This is a genomic window from Kitasatospora sp. LaBMicrA B282, assembly GCF_050325825.1.
In the GTDB taxonomy this organism is placed as follows: domain Bacteria; phylum Actinomycetota; class Actinomycetes; order Streptomycetales; family Streptomycetaceae; genus Kitasatospora.
In genome coordinates this window covers 1-19,051 of record NZ_JBNQTI010000072.1, presented here as the reverse complement: position 1 = coordinate 19,051, position 19,051 = coordinate 1, and the positions used below count along the sequence as shown (strand labels likewise).

The 19,051-nt window shown below is 76.1% G+C and carries 3 protein-coding genes and 1 pseudogene; 2 read left to right on the top strand and 2 right to left on the bottom strand.

From position 1 onward, the window contains the following. Nucleotides 1–34 precede the first annotated feature (34 nt). Together ACQRUO_RS20865 and ACQRUO_RS20860 are read left to right on the top strand one after the other, a co-directional pair. The gene (locus ACQRUO_RS20865; protein ID WP_428317508.1) at nucleotides 35–11,170 is read left to right on the top strand and encodes a type I polyketide synthase; all 11,136 of its coding nucleotides are present in this window, start codon (nucleotides 35–37) and stop codon (nucleotides 11,168–11,170) included. Nucleotides 11,171–11,407: 237 nt separating this feature from the next. Next, nucleotides 11,408–17,569: pseudogene (locus ACQRUO_RS20860) on the top strand (type I polyketide synthase); the annotation flags it as partial. A gap of 170 nt (nucleotides 17,570–17,739) precedes the next feature. Here ACQRUO_RS20860 and ACQRUO_RS20855 read toward each other — a convergent pair. Both ACQRUO_RS20855 and ACQRUO_RS20850 read right to left on the bottom strand, forming a co-directional pair. After that, nucleotides 17,740–18,570: a PAS domain-containing protein gene (locus ACQRUO_RS20855; protein WP_428317507.1), complete on the bottom strand. Its 831-nt coding sequence runs from the start codon at nucleotides 18,568–18,570 to the stop codon at nucleotides 17,740–17,742. Between the two features lie 216 nt (nucleotides 18,571–18,786). Beyond that, the coding region (locus ACQRUO_RS20850; protein ID WP_428317506.1) for a response regulator transcription factor at nucleotides 18,787–19,051 on the bottom strand (265 nt) is incomplete at its 5' end.

Sequence of the window (19,051 nt, the reverse complement as noted above, 5' to 3'; positions counted from 1 at the left end):
GCCTTCCGATCTCCGAGGAGCCCTGACCAGTCCCATGGGTGACACCAACATCAACGAGGAGAAGCTCCTCGACTACCTCAAGCGCGTCACGGCGGATCTGCACCAGACCCGTGAACGCCTGCTGGAGGTCGAGTCGGCCAACCTGGAGCCGATCGCGATCACCGCCATGAGCTGCCGGTTCCCCGGCGGGGTGAGCAGCCCCGAGGAGCTGTGGCGACTGGTCGCGGACGGCGTGGACGCGGTCGGGGACTTCCCGGTCGACCGGGGCTGGGACCTGGACGGGCTGTACAGCGCGGACGCGGCGCAGTCCGGCACCAGCTACACCCGGGCCGGCGGCTTCCTGGCCGGCGCCGACCGCTTCGACGCCGACTTCTTCGGCATCTCGCCGCGCGAGGCGGTGGCGATGGACCCGCAGCAGCGGCTGCTGCTGGAGACCTCCTGGGAGGCCTTCGAACGGGCGGGCATCGACCCGGCCACCCTGCGCGGCAGCCGGACCGGCGTCTTCGCCGGTACCAACGGGCAGGACTACTCGATGCTGCTGCTCGGCTCGCCGGCCACCCTGGAGGGCCACGAGGGCACCGGCAACGCGGCCAGCGTGGTCTCCGGACGGATCTCCTACACCCTGGGCCTGGAGGGCCCGGCGGTCACCATCGACACCGCCTGCTCCTCCTCGCTGGTGGCGCTGCACCTGGCGGTGCAGTCGCTGCGCAACGGCGAGTGCGACCTGGCGCTGGCCGGCGGCGTCACCGTGATGTCCACCCCGGCGGCCTTCGTCCAGTTCAGCCGGCAGCGCGGCCTGGCCGCCGACGGCCGCTGCAAGCCGTTCGCCGCGGCGGCCGACGGCACCGGCTGGGGCGAGGGCGTCGGCGTCCTGCTGCTGGAGCGGCTGGCCGACGCGCGGCGCAACGGGCACCCGGTGCTGGCCCTGGTGCGCGGCAGCGCGATCAACCAGGACGGTGCCAGCAACGGGCTGACCGCGCCGAACGGGCCCTCGCAGCAGCGGGTGATCCGGGCCGCGCTGGCCAACGCCCGGCTGACGGCCGACCAGGTCGACGCGGTGGAGGCGCACGGCACCGGCACCACGCTGGGCGACCCGATCGAGGCGCAGGCGCTGCTCGCCACCTACGGCCGGCACCGGGCCGGCGGCGCGCCGCTCTGGCTCGGCGCGGTCAAGTCCAACCTCGGCCACACCCAGGCCGCCGCCGGCGTGGCCGGGGTGATCAAGATGGTCGAGGCGATGCGCCACGGCCGGCTGCCCAAGATCCTGCACATGGACGAGCCCTCGCCGCACATCGACTGGAGCGCGGGCGAGGTCGCGCCGCTCACCGAGACCATCGACTGGCCGCAGACCGGCGAACCGCGCCGGGCCGCCGTCTCCTCCTTCGGCATGAGCGGCACCAACGCGCACACCATTCTGGAGGCTCCGCCAGCCCCGGAAGCTCCGGACGCCTCGGACGTCGAGGCGGCGACCGGGCCGGCGGCTGCCGTCGCGGGGCCGGTCCCGCTGCCGCTCTCCGGTCGCACCGCCGAAGCGCTGCGGGCCCAGGCCGCCCGGCTCCGCGCCCACCTCGACGCCCACCCCGACCTGCCGCTGCTGGACGTCGCCCGCACCCTGACCACCGGCCGGGCCGCGCTGGAGCACCGGGCGGTGCTGCTCGCCGCCGACCGCGCCGGCGCGCTGGCCCGGCTCGGCGCGCTCGCCGCGGGGGAGCAACTGCCCGACCTCGCCCAGGGCGTGGCGGCGGGCGAAGCCGGCACGGTCGCCTTCGTCTTCCCGGGGCAGGGGGCGCAGTGGGTCGGGATGGCCGGTGAACTGCTGGCTGCCTCCCCGGAGTTCGCGGCGCGGATGGCGGAGTGTGCGGGGGCGTTGGCGCCGTTCGTGGACTGGTCGCTGCTGGAGGTGCTGGGCGATGCTGCCGCGTTGGAGCGGGTGGATGTGGTGCAGCCCGCTCTCTGGGCGGTGATGGTCTCGCTGGCCGAGGTGTGGCGGGCGCACGGTGTGCAGCCGGCTGCGGTGATCGGGCACAGCCAGGGTGAGATCGCGGCTGCGGTGGTGGCCGGTGCGCTGTCGCTCGAGGACGGCGCCCGGGTGGTGGCCTTGCGCAGCAAGGCGATCCGGGCGATCGCCGGGCGTGGTGGCATGGTCTCGGTGGCGATGGGTCAGGCCCGGGTGCGCGAGCGGATCGCGTCGTGGGCGGGTCTGTCCATCGCCGCCGTCAACGGTCCGGCGGTCACCGTGGTCTCGGGTGACACCACAGCGCTGGACGAGCTGTTGGCCGCTTGCGAGGCCGAGGGCGTGCGCGCTCGCCGGATCCCGGTGGACTACGCCTCGCACTCCGCTCACGTCGAGCAGCTGGAGGCCGAACTCCTGGACGTGCTGGCGCCGATCACCCCGCGCAGCTCGACCGTCCCGTTCTACTCCACGGTGACCGGCGAGTCGATCGACACCGCGCAGCTGGACGCCGCCTACTGGTACCGCAACCTGCGCCACACCGTCGAACTCGAAGCCACCACCCGGGCGTTGCTCGCCGACGGCCACACCACCCTGGTCGAGGTCAGCCCGCACCCGGTGCTGACCGCCGCACTCCAGGAGAGCGCCCCCCTCGCCGTCGGCACGCTGCGACGTGACGAGGGCGGCCCGGCCCGCTTCCTCGCCTCGCTCGCCGAGCTGCACGCGGCCGGCGTCGCGGTCGACTGGCGGCTGCCCACCGGTCCGCGCGCCGAGCTGCCCGGCTACGCCTTCCAGCGCCGCCGCTTCTGGCCCGAGCCGGCCCCGGCCGCCGCGGTCGAGCGGCGCGGCGCCGGCCCGGCGGACGCCGGCTTCTGGGCCGCCGTCGAGGCCGCCGACGGCGACACGCTGGCCCGCACCCTGGCCGTGGCGGACGCCGAGCAGCGCGCCTCGCTCGACCTGCTGCTGCCGGCCCTGGCCTCCTGGCACCAGGAGCACCGGGACGGCGCCACCGTCGCCGACTGGCGCTACCGGATCGGCTGGCGCCCGCTCGCCGACCCGGCTGCGGCGACGCTGACCGGCCGCTGGCTGGTGGTGGTCCCGGCGGCACTCGCCGAGGCCCCGCCGGTCGCCGACACCCTGGCCGCGCTCGCCCGGCAGCGCGCCGAGATCGTCCCGCTCTCGGTCGAGAACCTCGACCGCGCCGCACTCGCCGCCGAGTTGACGGAGCTTCAGGAGCACCACTTCACCGGCGTCCTGTCGCTGCTCGCGCTCGACGAGCGCCCGCACCCCGGGTACGCCGCGGTGCCGCGCGGCCTGGCCGGTTCGGTTGCGCTGACCCAGGCGCTGGCCGACGCCGGGATCGGCGCACCGCTCTGGTTCGCCACCCGCGGCGCGGTCGGCACCGGGCGCGGCGAGCCGGCCCAGCGCGCCAAGCAGGCCATGGTCTGGGGGTTCGCCCGGATCGCCGCCTTGGAACTGCCCGAGCGCTGGGGCGGGTTGGTCGACCTCCCGGAGGTGCTGGACGAGCGGGCCGGGGTCCGGCTGGCCGCCGTGCTCGCCGGGCTGGACGAGGAGGACCAGGTCGCGCTGCGCGCCACCGGCATCCTCGGCCGCCGCCTGGAGCGCGCACCGCTGGCCACCGCGGCCCCGGCCTGGCGCCCGCGCGGCACCGTGCTGGTCACCGGCGGCACCGGCGCGCTCGGCGCCCACGTGGCCCGCTGGCTGGCCAAGGGCGGCGCCGAGCACCTGCTGCTGACCAGCCGCCGCGGACCCGAGGCCCCCGGCGCCGCCGAGCTGCGCGCGGAACTCGGCGCGCTCGGCGCCGCGGTGACCATCGCCGCCTGCGACGTCTCCGACCGCGCCGCGCTGGCCGAGCTGCTCGCCACCGTGCCCGCCGAGCAGCCGCTGACCGCCGTGGTGCACACCGCGGCCGTGCTGGACGACAGCCTGGTCGAGTCGCTGACGGTCGACCAGATCGACCGGGTGCTGCGGGCCAAGGTCGACTCGGCCGTCCACCTGGACGAGCTGACCGCCGACCTGGACCTGGACGCCTTCGTCCTCTTCTCCTCCACCGCCGGCACCCTCGGCGGCACCGGCCACGGCAACTACGCGCCCGGCAACGCCTTCCTGGACGTGCTCGCCCAGCAGCGCCGGGCCCGCGGGCAGCGCGCCACCTCGATCGCCTGGGGCCCGTGGGCCGACGGCGGCATGGCCGAGGGCCGGATCGGCGACCGGCTGAGCCGGCACGGCGTGGCGGTGATGCCGCCCGCGCTCGCCGTCGCCGGCCTCCAGCAGGCCCTCGACCAGGACGACAGCTACCTGGCGCTGATCGACATCGACTGGGAGCTGTTCGCCCCGGCGTTCACCTCCACCCGCACCCGCCCGGTGCTGCGCGACCTGCCGGAGGCCCGGCAGAGCCTGGCCGCCGCGGCCGCCGGCACCGGCCGCGGTCACGCCGCCGCCGAAACCGACTCGCTGGCCGGCAAGCTGGCCGGCCTGAGCCCCGCCGACCGGCAGCGCGCCGCCCTGCAGCTGGTGCGCACCTACGTTGCCGGGGTGCTCGGCCACACCGGCCCGGACGCGGTGGAGGCCGCCCGCAGCTTCCGCGAGCTGGGCTTCGACTCGCTGACCGCCGTCGACCTGCGCAACGGCCTGAGCCGCGCCACCGGCCTGCAACTGCCCGCCACCCTGGTCTTCGACTACCCGACCCCGAACGCGCTGGCCGAGCAGCTCTGCGCCGAGCTGGCCGGCAGCGGCGCGGTCGCCGAGACCCTCCCCTCCGTGGTCACGGTCGCCCCGGACGAACCCGTCGCCATCGTTGCGATGGCCTGCCGCTTCCCGGGTGGCGTCAGCACGCCCGAGGAGCTGTGGCGGCTGCTGGCCGACGGCACCGACGCGATCTCCGGCTTCCCGACCGACCGCGGCTGGGACGTCGAGGGCGGCTACGACGCCGACCCCGACAAGGCCGGCACCTTCTACACCCGCGAGGGCGGCTTCCTCACCGACGCCAGCGCCTTCGACCCGGCCTTCTTCGGCATCTCGCCGCGCGAGGCGCTGGCCATGGACCCGCAGCAGCGGCTGCTGCTGGAGACCTCCTGGGAGGCCGTCGAGCGGGCCGGCGTCGACCCGCTGGGCCTGCGCGGCAGCCGGACCGGCGTCTTCGCCGGCACCAACTACCAGGACTACGGCTCCCGCCCGCTGGCCGCCCCGCAGGGCACCGAGGGCTACCTGGGCACCGGCAACTCGGCCAGCGTGATGTCCGGCCGGATCTCCTACACGCTCGGCCTGGAGGGCCCGGCGGTCACCGTGGACACGGCCTGCTCCTCCTCGCTGGTCGCGCTGCACCTGGCCGCGCAGTCGCTGCGTTCGGGCGAGTGCGACCTGGCGCTGGCCGGCGGCGTGACCGTGATGTCCACCCCCGGCCTCTTCGTGGAGTTCAGCCGGCAGCGCGGACTGGCCCCGGACGGGCGGTGCAAGCCGTTCGCCGGCGCCGCCGACGGCACCAGCTTCGCCGAGGGCGTGGGCATGCTGCTGGTCGAGCGGCTGGCCGACGCCGAGCGGCTGGGCCACCCGGTGCTCGCCGTGGTGCGCGGCAGCGCGGTCAACCAGGACGGCGCCTCCAACGGACTGACCGCGCCGAACGGGCCCTCGCAGCAGCGGGTGATCCGGGCCGCGCTGGCCAACGCCCGGCTGAGCGCCGACCAGGTCGACGCGGTGGAGGCGCACGGCACCGGCACCACGCTGGGCGACCCGATCGAGGCCCAGGCGCTGCTCGCCACCTACGGCCGGTCCCGGGCCGCCGGGCAGCAGCCGCTCTGGCTCGGCTCGATCAAGTCCAACGTCGGCCACACCCAGGCCGCCGCCGGCGTCGCCGGGGTGATCAAGATGGTGCTGGCGATGCGCGCGGGCCTGCTGCCCAAGTCGCTGCACGTGGACACCCCCTCGCCGCACGTCGACTGGACCGCCGGCGCCGTCGAGGTGCTGGCCGAGGCCCGGCCCTGGCCGCGGACCGGCGAGCCGCCGCGCTCCGGCGTCTCCTCCTTCGGCATCAGCGGCACCAACGCGCACGTGATCCTGGAGGGCCGCCCGGCCCCGGCCCCCGCCGGACCCGCCGGCGACGGCCCGCACCCCTGGCTGCTCTCCGGCAAGGACGAGCCGGCCCTGCAGGCCCAGGCCGCCCGCCTGCTGGCCCACCTGAGCGAGCACCCGGCGCTGGACCCGGCCGGTATCGGCCGCACCCTGGCCACCGGACGCGCGCAGTTCGAGCACCGCGCGGTGCTGCTCGCCGCCGACCGCGGCGCCGCGCTGGCCGCGCTGGCGGCGGGCGAGCCCGCACCGGGCGTGGTGCGCGGGGTGGCCGCGGGCGACCGCGACCGGGTGGTCTTCGTCTTCCCCGGTCAGGGCTCGCAGTGGGTCGGGATGGCCCGCGAACTGCTGGACTCCGCGCCGGAGTTCCGGGACCGGATGGAGCAGTGCGCCGCTGCGCTGGCGCCCTTCGTGGACTGGGACCCGGTCCAGGTGCTGAACGACGCCGCCGCGCTGGAGCGGGTGGACGTGGTGCAGCCCGTGCTCTGGGCGGTGATGGTGTCGCTGGCCGAGCTGTGGCGTTCGGTCGGCGTGCAGCCGGGGGCGGTGCTCGGCCACAGCCAGGGCGAGATCGCCGCCGCGGTGGTCGCGGGTGCGCTGTCGCTGGCGGACGGCGCCCGGGTGGTGGCGCTGCGCAGTAAGGCGATCCGGGCGATCGCCGGCCTGGGTGGCATGGTCTCCACCGCGCTGCCGGCCGAGCGAATCGCCGACTGGGACGGTCGTCTCTCGGTGGCCGCTGTCAACGGCCCCGGCTTGCTGGTGGTCTCGGGCGACAACGACGCGCTCGACGAGCTGCTGGCGACCTGCGTCGCTGAGGACGTCCGGGCCCGCCGGATTCCGGTGGACTACGCCTCGCACTCCGCCCACGTCGAACAGCTCGAGGCCGAACTCCTCGACGTGCTGGCCCCGATCACCCCGCGCAGCTCGACCGTCCCGTTCTACTCCACCGTCACCGCCGAGCCGATCGACACCGCGCAGCTGGACGCCGCCTACTGGTACCGCAACCTGCGCCAGACCGTCGAACTCGAAGCCACCGTACGGCTGCTGCTCGAGGACGGCCACAGCACCTTCCTGGAGCTCAGCCCGCACCCGGTGCTCACCCTGCCGCTCCAGGAGACTGCCCCCGAGGCCCTGGTGACCGGCACGCTGCGCCGCGACGAGGGCACCCTGACCCGCTTCCGCACCTCCGCCGCCGAACTCCACGTGGCCGGGGTCCCGGTCGCCTGGCCCTTCCCCGCCGGCGCACGGCACGTCGACCTGCCCACCTACGCCTTCCAGCGCGAGCGCTACTGGCTGGAGGCGCTCACCGCGATCCCCGGCGACGTCAGCGCGGTCGGCCTCACCTCGCCCGAACACCCGCTGCTCGGCGCCGCCGTCCCGCTGCCGGAGACCGACGGCTTCCTCTTCACCGCCCGGCTCTCCGCCCAGACGCACGGCTGGCTGGCCGAGCACTCGGTGCACGGCTCGCTGCTGGTGCCCGGCGCGGCGCTGCTGGAGCTGGCGGTGCGGGCGGCCGACCAGGTCGGCTGCGACCGGGTCGAGGAACTCACCCTGGCCGCCCCGCTGGTGCTCCCGGCGCACGGCGCGGTGCACGTCCAGCTGCTGGTCGGCGGCCCGGACGAGCAGGGCGCCCGGACCCTGAGCCTGCACGGCCGCCCGGAGGGCGCCCCCGAGGACCAGCCGTGGACCCGGCACGCCGGCGGCCTGCTGGCCCCGGACGCCGCGGACGCGCTCCCGGGCGAGCCGGAGCCGGCCTGGCCGCCGGTCGGCGCCGAGCCGCTGCCGGTCGAGGGCCTGTACGAGCGGCTGGCCGACACCGGATTCGTCTACGGTCCGGCCTTCCAGGGCCTGCGCAGCGCCTGGCGGCGCGGCGAGGAGCTGTTCGCCGAGGTCGAGCTGCCCGCCCAGCAGCAGGAGCACGCCGAGCGCTTCGGCCTGCACCCCGCCCTGCTGGACGCCGCCCTGCAGACGATGTTCCTGCGCCCGGCCCCCGAGGCCACGGAGGGCACCGGCCAGGCCGAGACCCCCGGCGCCGGCTGGCTGCCGTTCTCCTGGACCGGGATCCGCCTGCACGCCGCCGGCGCGAGCGCGCTGCGGGTCCGGCTGACCCCGGCCGGTGCGGCCGCCGTCACGGTCCGGGTCAGCGACCCGGCCGGCACCCCGGTCGCCACGGTCGACTCGCTGCTGCTCCGCCCGCTGGCCGCCGGCCAGCTGACGGCGCCCGACCGGGCCACCACGGACGCACTCTTCCAGGTCGACTGGGAGCAACTGGCCGAAGCCGCCGCCGCCGAGACCGCCGCCGCCGACCTCGCCACCGCCCCCGCCCTGGCCCGGATCACCGGTGTCGAGGAGCTGACCGCGCTCGACCAGGTCCCCGAACTCGTCCTGGTCCAGGGACCGTTCGGTGACCTGCCGACCACGGCCGACCCGGCCGAGCGGGTCCGCGCCGCCACCCACCGGGTGCTGGCCCTGCTCCAGGCCTGGCTGGCCGACGAGCGGTTCGAGGCCTCCCGGCTGGTCCTCGCCACCCACCGGGCCGTGCCGGTCCACCCCGAGGAGGCGATCGCCGACCTGGCCGACGCCGCCTGCTGGGGCCTGGTCCGCTCCGCCCAGTCCGAACACCCAGGCCGCTTCCTGCTGCTGGACTGCGACACCGACCCCGCCGACCTCGAAGCCACCCTGCTCGCCCGGGCCGTCGCCACCGACGAACCCCAACTCGCCCACCGGGCGGGCCGCCTGCACGCGGCCCGACTGGCCCGCACCCCCGCCCCTGTGGCGCTGCCCACCGAGGGCCCCTGGCGGCTGGACATCGAGCAGACCGGCACCCTGGAGAACCTGGCCTTCCTGCCCAGCCCCGAGGCCGGCGCCCCGCTCGGCCCCGGCCAGGTGCGGATCGCCATCCGGGCGGCCGGCCTCAACTTCCGCGACGTGGTGCTCGCTCTGGGCATGGTCCCCGACCAGCGCACGGTCGGCGCCGAGGGCGCCGGCGTGGTGGTCGAGGTGGGCGCGGGCGTCACCGGCTTCACGCCCGGCGACCGGGTGTTCGGCATGTTCTCCGGCGCCTTCGGCCCGCTGGTGGTCACCGACCACCGCACGATCGCCCGGATGCCCGCCGGCTGGACCTTCGCCGAGGCCGCCTCGGTCTGCGTGGTCTTCCTGACCGCCTACTACGCCCTGGTGGACCTGGCCGACCTGCGGCCCGGCGAGCGGGTGCTGGTGCACTCCGCGGCGGGCGGCGTCGGCATGGCGGCCGTCCAGCTGGCCCGGCACCTGGGCGCCGAGGTGTTCGGCACCGCGAGCGAGGGCAAGTGGCCGGCCCTGCGCGAACTCGGCCTGGACGAGGACCACATCGCCTCCTCCCGGACCCTCGACTTCGAGCCGGCCTTCCTCAAGGCGGCCGACGGGCCCGGCATGGACGTGGTGCTCAACTCGCTGGCCCGCGAGTTCGTCGACGCCTCGCTGCGGCTGCAGCCGAACGGCGGGCGCTTCCTGGAGATGGGCAAGACCGACAAGCGCGACCCCGCCCGGGTGGCCGCCGACCACCCCGGCGTCGCCTACCGCGCCTTCGACATGGTCGAGGCCAGCCCCGAGCGGATCCAGCAGATGCTGGCCGAGCTGCTCGCGCTCTTCGAGCAGGGCGTCTGCCACCCGCTGCCGGTCACCGTCTTCGACGTGCGGCGCGGCCCCGACGCCTTCCGCTACGTCAGCCAGGCCCGGCACACCGGCAAGGTGGTGCTCACCGTCCCGGCCGCCCCGGACCCCGACGGCACCGCGCTGATCACCGGCGGCACCGGGGTGCTCGGCAGCCTGCTGGCCCGCCACCTGGTCACCCGGCACGGCATCCGGCACCTGCTGCTGACCAGCCGGCAGGGCGCCCAGGCCCCCGGCGCCGCCGAGCTGACGGCCGAACTGGCCGAGCTGGGCGCCGAGGTGACCGTCGCCGCCTGCGACGCCGCCGACCGTGCCGCGCTGGCCGACCTGCTGGCCGCGGTCCCGGCCGCCCACCCGCTTACCGTCGTGGTGCACGCCGCCGGTGTGCTGGACGACGGCACGGTGGCCTCGCTCACCCCCGAGCGGCTGGACACCGTGCTGCGCCCCAAGGCCGACGCCGCCTGGCACCTGCACGAGCTGACCCGCGAGCAGGACCTGGCCGCTTTCGTGCTCTTCTCCTCGGCCGCCGCCACCTTCGGCGGCGCCGGGCAGGGCAACTACGCCGCCGCCAACACCTTCCTGGACGCCCTGGCCCAGCAGCGCCGCGCGGCCGGCCTGCCCGGCAGCTCGCTGGCCTGGGGCCTGTGGGAGCAGCGCAGCGCACTGACCGGCGACCTGGGCGAGGCGGACGTGCGCCGGATCGCCCGGGCCGGGCTGGGTGCGATCGGCAGCGAGCAGGGCCTGGCCCTGTTCGACGCGGCGCTGGCCGCCGACGGGGCGCACGTCGTGCCCACCCCGATCGACCTGCCCGCGCTGCGCACCCAGGCCCGCACCGGCCCGGTCCCGCACCTGCTGCGCACCCTGGCCGGCCGCCCGACCCGCCGGCAGCGGGCCAGCGCCCAGCACGCCGGCGAGTCCGGCACGGCCGGCAGCACCCTGCGCGACCAGCTCGCCCGGCTCGCCGCCGCCGAGCGGCAGCCCGCGCTGCTGGAGGTGGTCACCCGGCACGTGGCGACCGTGCTCGGCCACGCCGACGCGACCGCCATCGCCCCGGCCAAGGCCTTCAAGGAACTGGGCTTCGACTCGCTGACCGCGGTCGAGCTGCGCAACCGGCTCGGCGCCGCCACCGGCCTGCGACTGCCCGCGGTGCTGGTCTTCGACCACCCCACCCCGGCCGCGCTCGCCGAGCACCTGCTGACCGAGCTGCTGCCCGACCCCGGGCAGGCCGCCGGGCCCGGCGCCGCCCTGCCGGCCCAGGCCCCCCGCCTGCTCGCCGAACTGGACCGCCTGGGCGCCCTGCTCCCCGCCGCGGCGACCGACGAGCAGTCCAAGGCCGACCTGGCCGCCCGACTGCGCGAGCTGCTCGACAGCCTGGGCGAGCCGGCCCAGCTGGCCGACGCCTCCGAGGAGCGGATCGTCGGCTCGTCCGACGACGAACTCTTCGCCTACATCGAGAACGACCTCGGCCTCTCCGGAAGTTGACCTCCGCCCCGCTCAAGGGGCGGCCACCCGGTCCGCCGACCCGGCGGACCGGGTGTTCCGAGCAACGGTCTCCGTCACAGCCCCGACGATCGCCCGGCCGCGCCGCGGCACCGATCCACGGACCCCTGCCCCGCCCTCCGGACGGGGGCACCCCCATCTCCCCGGCCTGACAGCCGGGCCTCTCGGGAGAAGACCTAGGTGAGCGAGACCAAGCTCCGCGAGTTCCTCAACCGTGTGACCACCGACCTGACCCGCACCAGGCAGCGCCTGAGCGAGGTCGAGGCCAAGCACCGGGAGCCGGTCGCCGTGGTGGCGATGAGCTGCCGCTACCCCGGCTCGGTGAGCAGTCCCGAGCAGCTGTGGGAGTTGCTGGCCGCGGGGCGGGACGCGATCGCGCCGTTCCCCGAGGACCGCGGCTGGGACCTGGAGGCGCTGTACGACCCGGACCCGGAGCGGCAGGGCACCAGCTACGTCCGTGAAGGCGGCTTCGTCGACGACGCGGCCGGCTTCGACGCAGCCTTCTTCGGGATCGCGCCGCGCGAGGCGCTGGCGATGGACCCGCAGCAGCGGGTGCTGCTCGAACTCTCCTGGGAGGCGCTGGAGCGGGCCGGGATCGACCCGCTGTCGGTGCGCGGGCGCAGCGGCGGGGTCTTCGTCGGGGCCGCCTACCAGGGCTACGCCGCGTTCGGCGCGGCTGGGGCGGAGGGCGTCGAGGGGCACCTGCTGACCGGCAAGGCGCCCTCGGTGCTGAGCGGGCGGATCGCCTACACGCTGGGCCTGCAGGGCCCGGCGCTGACCGTGGACACCGCCTGCTCCTCCTCGCTGGTCGCGGTCCACCTGGCCGCTCAGGCGCTGCGCAGCGGGGAGTGCGACTTCGCGCTGGCCGGCGGCGTCGCGGTGATGGCGGCGCCCGGGACCTTCACCGAGTTCAGCCGGCAGCGCGGGCTGGCCCAGGACGGGCGGTGCAAGCCGTTCGCCGCGGCCGCCGACGGGACCGGCTGGTCCGAGGGCGCCGGCCTGCTGTTGCTGGAGCGGCTCAGCGACGCCGAGCGGCTCGGCCACCGGGTGCTCGCGGTGGTGCGCGGCAGCGCGGTGAACCAGGACGGCGCCTCCAACGGCCTGACCGCACCCAGCGGCCCGGCGCAGCGCCGGGTGATCCGGGCCGCGCTGGCCGGTGCGCAGCTGACGGCGGACCAGGTCGACGCGGTGGAGGCGCACGGCACCGGCACCGCGCTCGGCGACCCGATCGAGGCGCAGGCGATCCTGGCCACCTACGGCCAGGGCCGACCGGCCGACCGGCCGCTGCGGCTCGGCTCGGTGAAGTCCAACCTGGGCCACAGCCAGGCGGCCGCCGGTGTGGCCGGCCTGATCAAGATGGTGCTCGCGCTCCAGCACGGGCTGCTGCCGCGCACCCTGCACGTGGACGCACCCACCCCGCACGTGGACTGGTCGGCCGGCGCGGTCGAGCTGCTGACCGAGGCGCAGCCGTGGCCGGCGGCCGCGGAGCCGCGCCGGGCCGGCGTCTCCTCCTTCGGGGTCAGCGGCACCAACGCGCACGTGATCCTGGAGTCCGCCCCGGTGCCCGCCCCCGCTCCCGCGGCGGCCGCGGAGCGCCCCGCCCCGCCGGCCGTCCCCTGGCTGCTGTCGGCCCGCACCCGCGAGGCGTTGCCCGCCCAGGCGGCCCGGCTGCGCGACCACCTGGCCGCCGTGCCCGGCAGCGACCCGGTCGCCGTCGCCCGCACCCTGGCGGGCCGCGCCGCGCTGGAGCACCGCGCGGTGCTGCTGGGCGGCTCCGGCACCGCCCTGGCCGCGCTCGCCGCCGACGACCGGGACCCGGCCCTGGTCACCGGGACGGTCGGGGCGACCGTTCGTACGGCCTTCCTCTTCACCGGGCAGGGGGCGCAGCGTTCGGGGATGGGGCGTGAACTGTACGACGCGTTCCCGGTGTTCGCGGACGCTTTCGACGCGGTCTGTGCTGCCTTGGCGCTCGACGTCGACCTGCGCGAGCTGGTGTTCGGCGACGACGAGCGGCTGCACCGCACCGAGTTCGCCCAGCCGGCGCTCTTCGCGCTGGAGGTGGCGCTGTTCCGCCTCTTGGAGTCCTGGGGTGTCACCCCGGACCTGCTGCTCGGTCACTCGATCGGTGAGATCGCGGCGGCGCAGGTGGCCGGGGTGTTCTCGCTCGAGGACGCCTGCGCCCTGGTGGTGGCCCGTGGTCGCCTGATGCAGCAGCTGCCGGCCGGTGGCGCGATGATCGCGCTGCAGGCCTCCGAGGCGGAGGTGCTGCCGCTGCTCACCGAGGGCGTCTCGATCGCCGCGGTCAACGGGCCGACCGCCACCGTGGTCTCCGGTGAGGAGGCCGCCGCGCTGGCGATCGCCGCCCACGTCGAGCAGCTGGGCCGCAAGACCAAGCGGCTCACTGTCAGTCACGCCTTCCACTCGCCGCTGATGGACCCGATGCTGGACGAGTTCCGCGCCGTGGTCTCGCAGCTCTCCTTCGGCGCACCGACGCTCGCCGCCGTCTCCACCGTGACGGGCGCACCGGTGACGAGCGAGTGGAGCGACCCCGAGTACTGGGTGCGCCAGGTGCGCGCGGGCGTCCGGTTCGCCGACGGTGTGCGCACCCTGCTCGACCGCGGGGCCACCGCCCTGCTGGAGCTCGGCCCGGACGGCGTGCTCACCGCGCTGGCCGCCGAGCAACTGCCCGAGCGGGCCGCCGACCGGCCGGCGCTGGCCGCGCTGCTGCGTCGTGACCGCCCCGAGGTCGCCACCGCGTGCGCCGCGCTGGCCGAGCTGCACGTGCGCGGCGTCCCGGTGGACTGGACGGCCTACCTGGGCGGGCCCGCCCAGCCGCCGGTCGCCCTGCCGACCTACGCCTTCCAGCGCCGCCGCTACTGGCTGGCCACCCCGAGCCGGCTCGGCGACCCGGCCGCGCTCGGTGTGGCCGCCGGCGGGCACCCGCTGCTGGGCTCGGTGGTCGCCCTCGCCGAGGGCGACGGGCTGCTGCTCACCGGACAGCTGTCGCTGCGCACCCACCCCTGGCTGGCCGACCACGTGCTGCAGGGTGTCGCCGTGCTGCCCGGCACCGCCTTCCTGGAGATGGCGATGCGGGCCGGCGACCAGGTCGGCTGCGAGCAGGTGGCCGAACTCACCCTGGCCGCACCGCTGGTGCTGCCGGGGCGCGGCGCGGTGCAGGTGCAGGTGGTGGTCGGCGCCCCGGACGGGACCGGCGCCCGGACCGTCGCCATCCACTCCCGCCCGCAGGACGCTTCCCGCCCGCAGGACGGTGCGGACGAGCACGAGTGGACCCGGCACGCGAGCGGCCTGCTCGCCCCCGCCGCCCGCGCTGCCGGTGCCGAGGGTGCCGGTGTCGAGGGCGGCTGGGCCGAGGCCGCCTGGCCGCCGGCCGGTGCCGAGGAGCTGGACGTCGCCGCCTTCTACCCGGACTACGCCGAGCGCGGACTGGCCTACGGCCCCGCCTTCCAGGGCGTCGGCGCGCTCTGGCGGCGCGGCGCCGAGCTGTTCGCCGAGGTCGAGCTGCCGGAGGCGCAGCGCGCCGAGGCGGCCTGGTTCGGGCTGCACCCGGCGCTGTTGGACGCCGCCCTGCAGACCGTGGTGGTCAGCGAGGTGGGCCGGGCCGAACGGGCCGAGCCGACCGCCAACCTGCTGCCGTTCAGCTGGAGCGGCTACCGGCTGGCCGCCACCGGCGCGACCGCGCTGCGGGTGCGCCTGTCGGTGGTCGGCCCGGACGAGGTGGCGCTCGCGCTGGCCGACCCGGCCGGGCGCGAGGTCGGCGCGGTGGCCTCGCTGGTGCTGCGCCCGGTGCGGGCCGCTGCCCACGCCACGGCCGCCGCACCACACCTGCCGCTCTACGCACCGGCCTGGGTCCCGGTCGAGCCGGCCGCCGCCGTTTCGCCCGGCCGCTGGGCGGTGGTCGGCCAGGACGAGCTCGGCCTGGGCACCGCGCTCGCCGGGGCCGGGATCGACGCCGAGGTCTACGCCGACCTGGCCGACCTGGCCGGGGCCGTGCAGCTGGGGCTGCGACTGCCGGAGACGGTGGCCGTCCCGCTGGCTCCCGGCCGGGCGCGGGCCGTCGCCGGGCGGGCGCTGGAGCTGGTCCAGGCCTGGTTGGCCGAGCCGGCCTTCGCCGCGGCCCGACTGGTGGTGGTCACCGAGGGCGCGGTCGCGGTCGACGGCGGGGACGTCGCCGACCTGGGCGGCGCGGCGGCCTGGGGCCTGGTCCGCTCGGCCCAGTCCGAGCACCCGGGACGCTTCGTGCTGGTCGACCTGGACCGGCAGGCCCGGGCCACCCTGCCCACCGCCCTCGGCACCGGCGAGCCCCAACTGGCGCTCCGCGACGGACGGGTGCTCGCGCCCCGGCTGGCCCGGGTGCCGGCCGTGCCCGAGGCCGAGGCCACGCCCGTCGTCTTCGACCCGGTCGGCACCGTGCTGGTGACCGGCGCGGGTGGCGGCCTCGGCTCGCTGACGGCCCGCCACCTGGTCAGCGCGCACGGGGTGCGGCACCTGCTGCTGCTCGGCCGCAGCGGGATCGCGCCCGAACTGGTGGCGGAGCTGACCGAGTTGGGTGCCGAGGTCACCGCCGCGGCCTGCGACGCGGGCGACCGGGAGGCGCTGGCCCGGGTGCTCGGCGGGATCCCCGCCGCGCACCCGCTGACCGGCATCGTGCACGTCGCCGGGGTGCTGGACGACGGGGTCGTCGAGGCCCTGACGCCCGAGCGGCTGGACCGGGTCTTCCGCCCCAAGGCCGACGCGGCCGAACTGCTCCATGAGTTGACGGCTGATCAGCAGCTCTCCGCCTTCGTGCTGTTCTCCTCCCTCTCGGGCATCTCCGGCGGCGCCGGCCAGGCCAACTACGCGGCCGCCAACGCCTACCTGGACGCCTTCGCCCAGCACCTGCGGGCCCAGGGCCGGCCCGCGCTCTCGCTGGCCTGGGGCCTTTGGGAGCAGCACGGCGGGATGGCCGGCACGCTCGGCGAGACCGACCTGCGCCGGGTGAACCGCTCCGGCCTGCTGCCGCTGGACGCGGCCCGGGGCCTGGCCCTGTTCGACGCGGCCCTCGCCCAGGGCGGCCCGGTGCTGGTGCCGGCCCGCTTCGACCTCGCCGCCCTGCGCGGCCAGGCCGAGCTGCCGGCCCTGCTGCGCGGCCTGGTCCGGCCCGGAACCCGCCGGGCGACGGCGAACCGCACCGTCGACCCCGCCGAACTCCGGCGCCGGCTGGCCACGTTGGACGGTGAGCAGCGCCGTTCCGCGCTGCTGGACCTGATCCGGGCGCACGCCGCCGCCGCGCTCGGCCACCCGGGCCCCGAGCTGATCGAGCCGGACCGCGGCTTCCTGGAGTCCGGCTTCGACTCGCTCACTGCGGTGGAGTTCCGCAACGCGCTGGCCGCGACCACCGGCCTGCGGCTGGCCGCCACCGTGGTCTTCGACCGCCCCACGCCCGCCGACCTGGCCGAGGAACTGGCCGACCGGCTGGCCGAATCGCCAACAGATATTCCGTCGACCGCTGCTGATGTATCGTCAGTGGATCCCCAGGACACTCTCGGGGCGCTCTTCCGGGAGGCCTTCAAGGCCGGCAAGGGCAAGGAAGGGGTGGACCTGCTGATCGCGGCGGCCGCGCTGCGCCCCAGGTTCGAGCTGCCGAGCGAGCTGGCCGCCCCGCCCGTCCCGGTGCGGCTGGCCCGTGGCGAGCGGCGCCCCGCGCTGCTCTGCTTCGCCTCCATCGTGGCGCTGGCGGGGGTGCACCAGTACGCGCACTTCGCGGCCCCGTTCCGCGGCGAGCGCGAGGTGGCCGCGCTGCCGGCGCCCGGCTTCGTCCGGGGCGAGAGCCTGCCGGAGACCCTGGAGGCGCTGGTCCGGCTGCAGGCGGAGACGGCGCTGCGCTACGCCGACGGCGGTCCGGTGGTGCTGCTCGGTTCCTCCGCGGGGGGCATGCTGGCCCACGCCACCGCGGCCCACCTGGAGACCCTGGGCAGCCCGCCGGCCGGTGTGGTGCTGCTGGACAGCTACCTGCCGGGCGCCGAGTCGCTGCTCCGCTTCGAGGATCCGCTGCTGGACGGCATGTACGAGCGCGAGGCGCTGGTCGCGATGGACGCGGCCCGGATGTCGGCGATGGGCTGGTACATCCGGCTGACCGGCACCTGGAAGCCCACGCCGATCGATGTGCCGACCCTGCTGGTGCGGGCCAGTGAGCCGCTGGCCGGTGGGACGTCCGACGGTGGGACGTCGGACGGTGAGTCGGCGGCGGCCGGGGACTGGCAGGCCAGTTGGCTGGGCACCGAGCGGGTGGTGGACGTGCCCGGCACGCACTTCACCATGATGGAGCGGCACGCCGGCACCACTGCCGGCGCGGTCCGGGACTGGCTCGCGGACCTGGACTGAACGGCCGCGGCGGCGGTGACCGGGTCGCCCCCGGTCACCGTCACCGGGGATCCGTCGGCACGGTGTCCGGGCGCACGACAGCCGGGGGCCGCCGTGTCCGGCGACCCCCAGCTGATCGAACCTCACGCCGCAGTGCACCTCACACCACAGCGCACCTCACACCGCAGCGCTCAGCGCACGCACTCCGGCAGCACCCGGGGCGGCCAACTCCCCACGCTCAGCAGGCCCATGGAGTAGGCCCGGGAGACCAGCGCGGCCCGGTTGGGCGCCTTGAGCCGGCGCAGCATCGAGCTCACGTGGTACTCCACGCCCTGCCGGCTCAGGTAGAGCTTGGTGGCCATGTCGACGGTGGAGACGCCCGAGGCCACCCCCTCCAGGATCTTGGCGTCCAGTGCGGTGAGCACCTTCTGCCCGGCCAGCACGGGGGCGTCGCCGCCGTCCTCCGCCTGGTCCGGCTTCACCAGGGCGACGGCCGAGTCGATCCGCCCGTCGGCGCCGTGCACGGCGATCACGGTCAGCTCGGCCGGGAAGACGGCCTCGCTGGGGCGCATGCCGACGATGTGGCTGACGAACCGGGAACGGTGCCCGTCGGCCAGGCCGTCGAACTGCCGCTTCACCCGGCTCTGGATGCCGGGGTGCAGGAACTCCTGGAAGCCGCGTCCGCAGGTGTCCGCGGCGCTGCGGCCGAACTGGGCGAAGAAACCGGAGTTGGCCTCGCTCACCCGGAAGTCGCGGTCCAGGCTCGCCATGCAGAGGCCGGACTGCTCGAAGACCGACCTGAAGATGTCGGAGCGTCTGGTGCCGTGGCCCTCCGCCATCCACGGCGCCTCGGCCGCGGCCGGCGTGGCCGAGTGGGTGTCGGGGAGGTTCCGCGTGTCGGTGGGATTCCGGGTGTCGGTGGGGTCCTCGGTGTCGATGGAGTCCCGCGGGACGGTGAGGTCCTGGGGGACGTGGTGCGCAGGGACCACGCGAGCATGCTGGGTCGCGGTGTTCCGGGTCATGACGACCATCCTCCGCAGCGGCCGGACGGGGCCGCGCTTCGATTCTTGGCTGAAGGGAGAAGGGAGTTGAATCCCGACCGAATTCGTCGGCCCGCAGAGCCGAGTTCGAATGTGCTGCGGCTTGAGCCTATGGATCGCCGACAGTGATCGTCAACGCGGCCCCCTGTGGTGTGGACTACACGCCGTCAGCTGTCAAAAAGGTTCGGTGATGCGCCGTCAAATGGTGTGGTTCGGTACGGTCAGCGGGGTGCCGAAGGGGATTCCGCCGCTCTCCAGCGCGCCGCGCAGGGCGGCCCGTCCGGTGATCCCGAGCTTCCGGTAGGAATGCGTCAGGTGCTTCTCCACCGCCCGCCGGGTGACGCCGAGTTCGGCGGCGATCTCGACGTTGGTACGGCCGTCGGCGACCAGCCCGACCACCCGCTGCTCGGCCGGGGTCAGCCCGCCCCGGCCCGCGCCCGCCGGCGCGCCGGCGGCCGGCACC

What these genes read in the sequence shown, in the direction of transcription:
- ACQRUO_RS20865 (WP_428317508.1), top strand. Translation starts at nt 35, where the DNA reads ATGGGTGACACCAACATCAACGAGGAGAAGCTCCTCGACTACCTCAAG.
- ACQRUO_RS20855 (WP_428317507.1), bottom strand. Translation starts at nt 18,570, where the DNA reads ATGACCCGGAACACCGCGACCCAGCATGCTCGCGTGGTCCCTGCGCAC.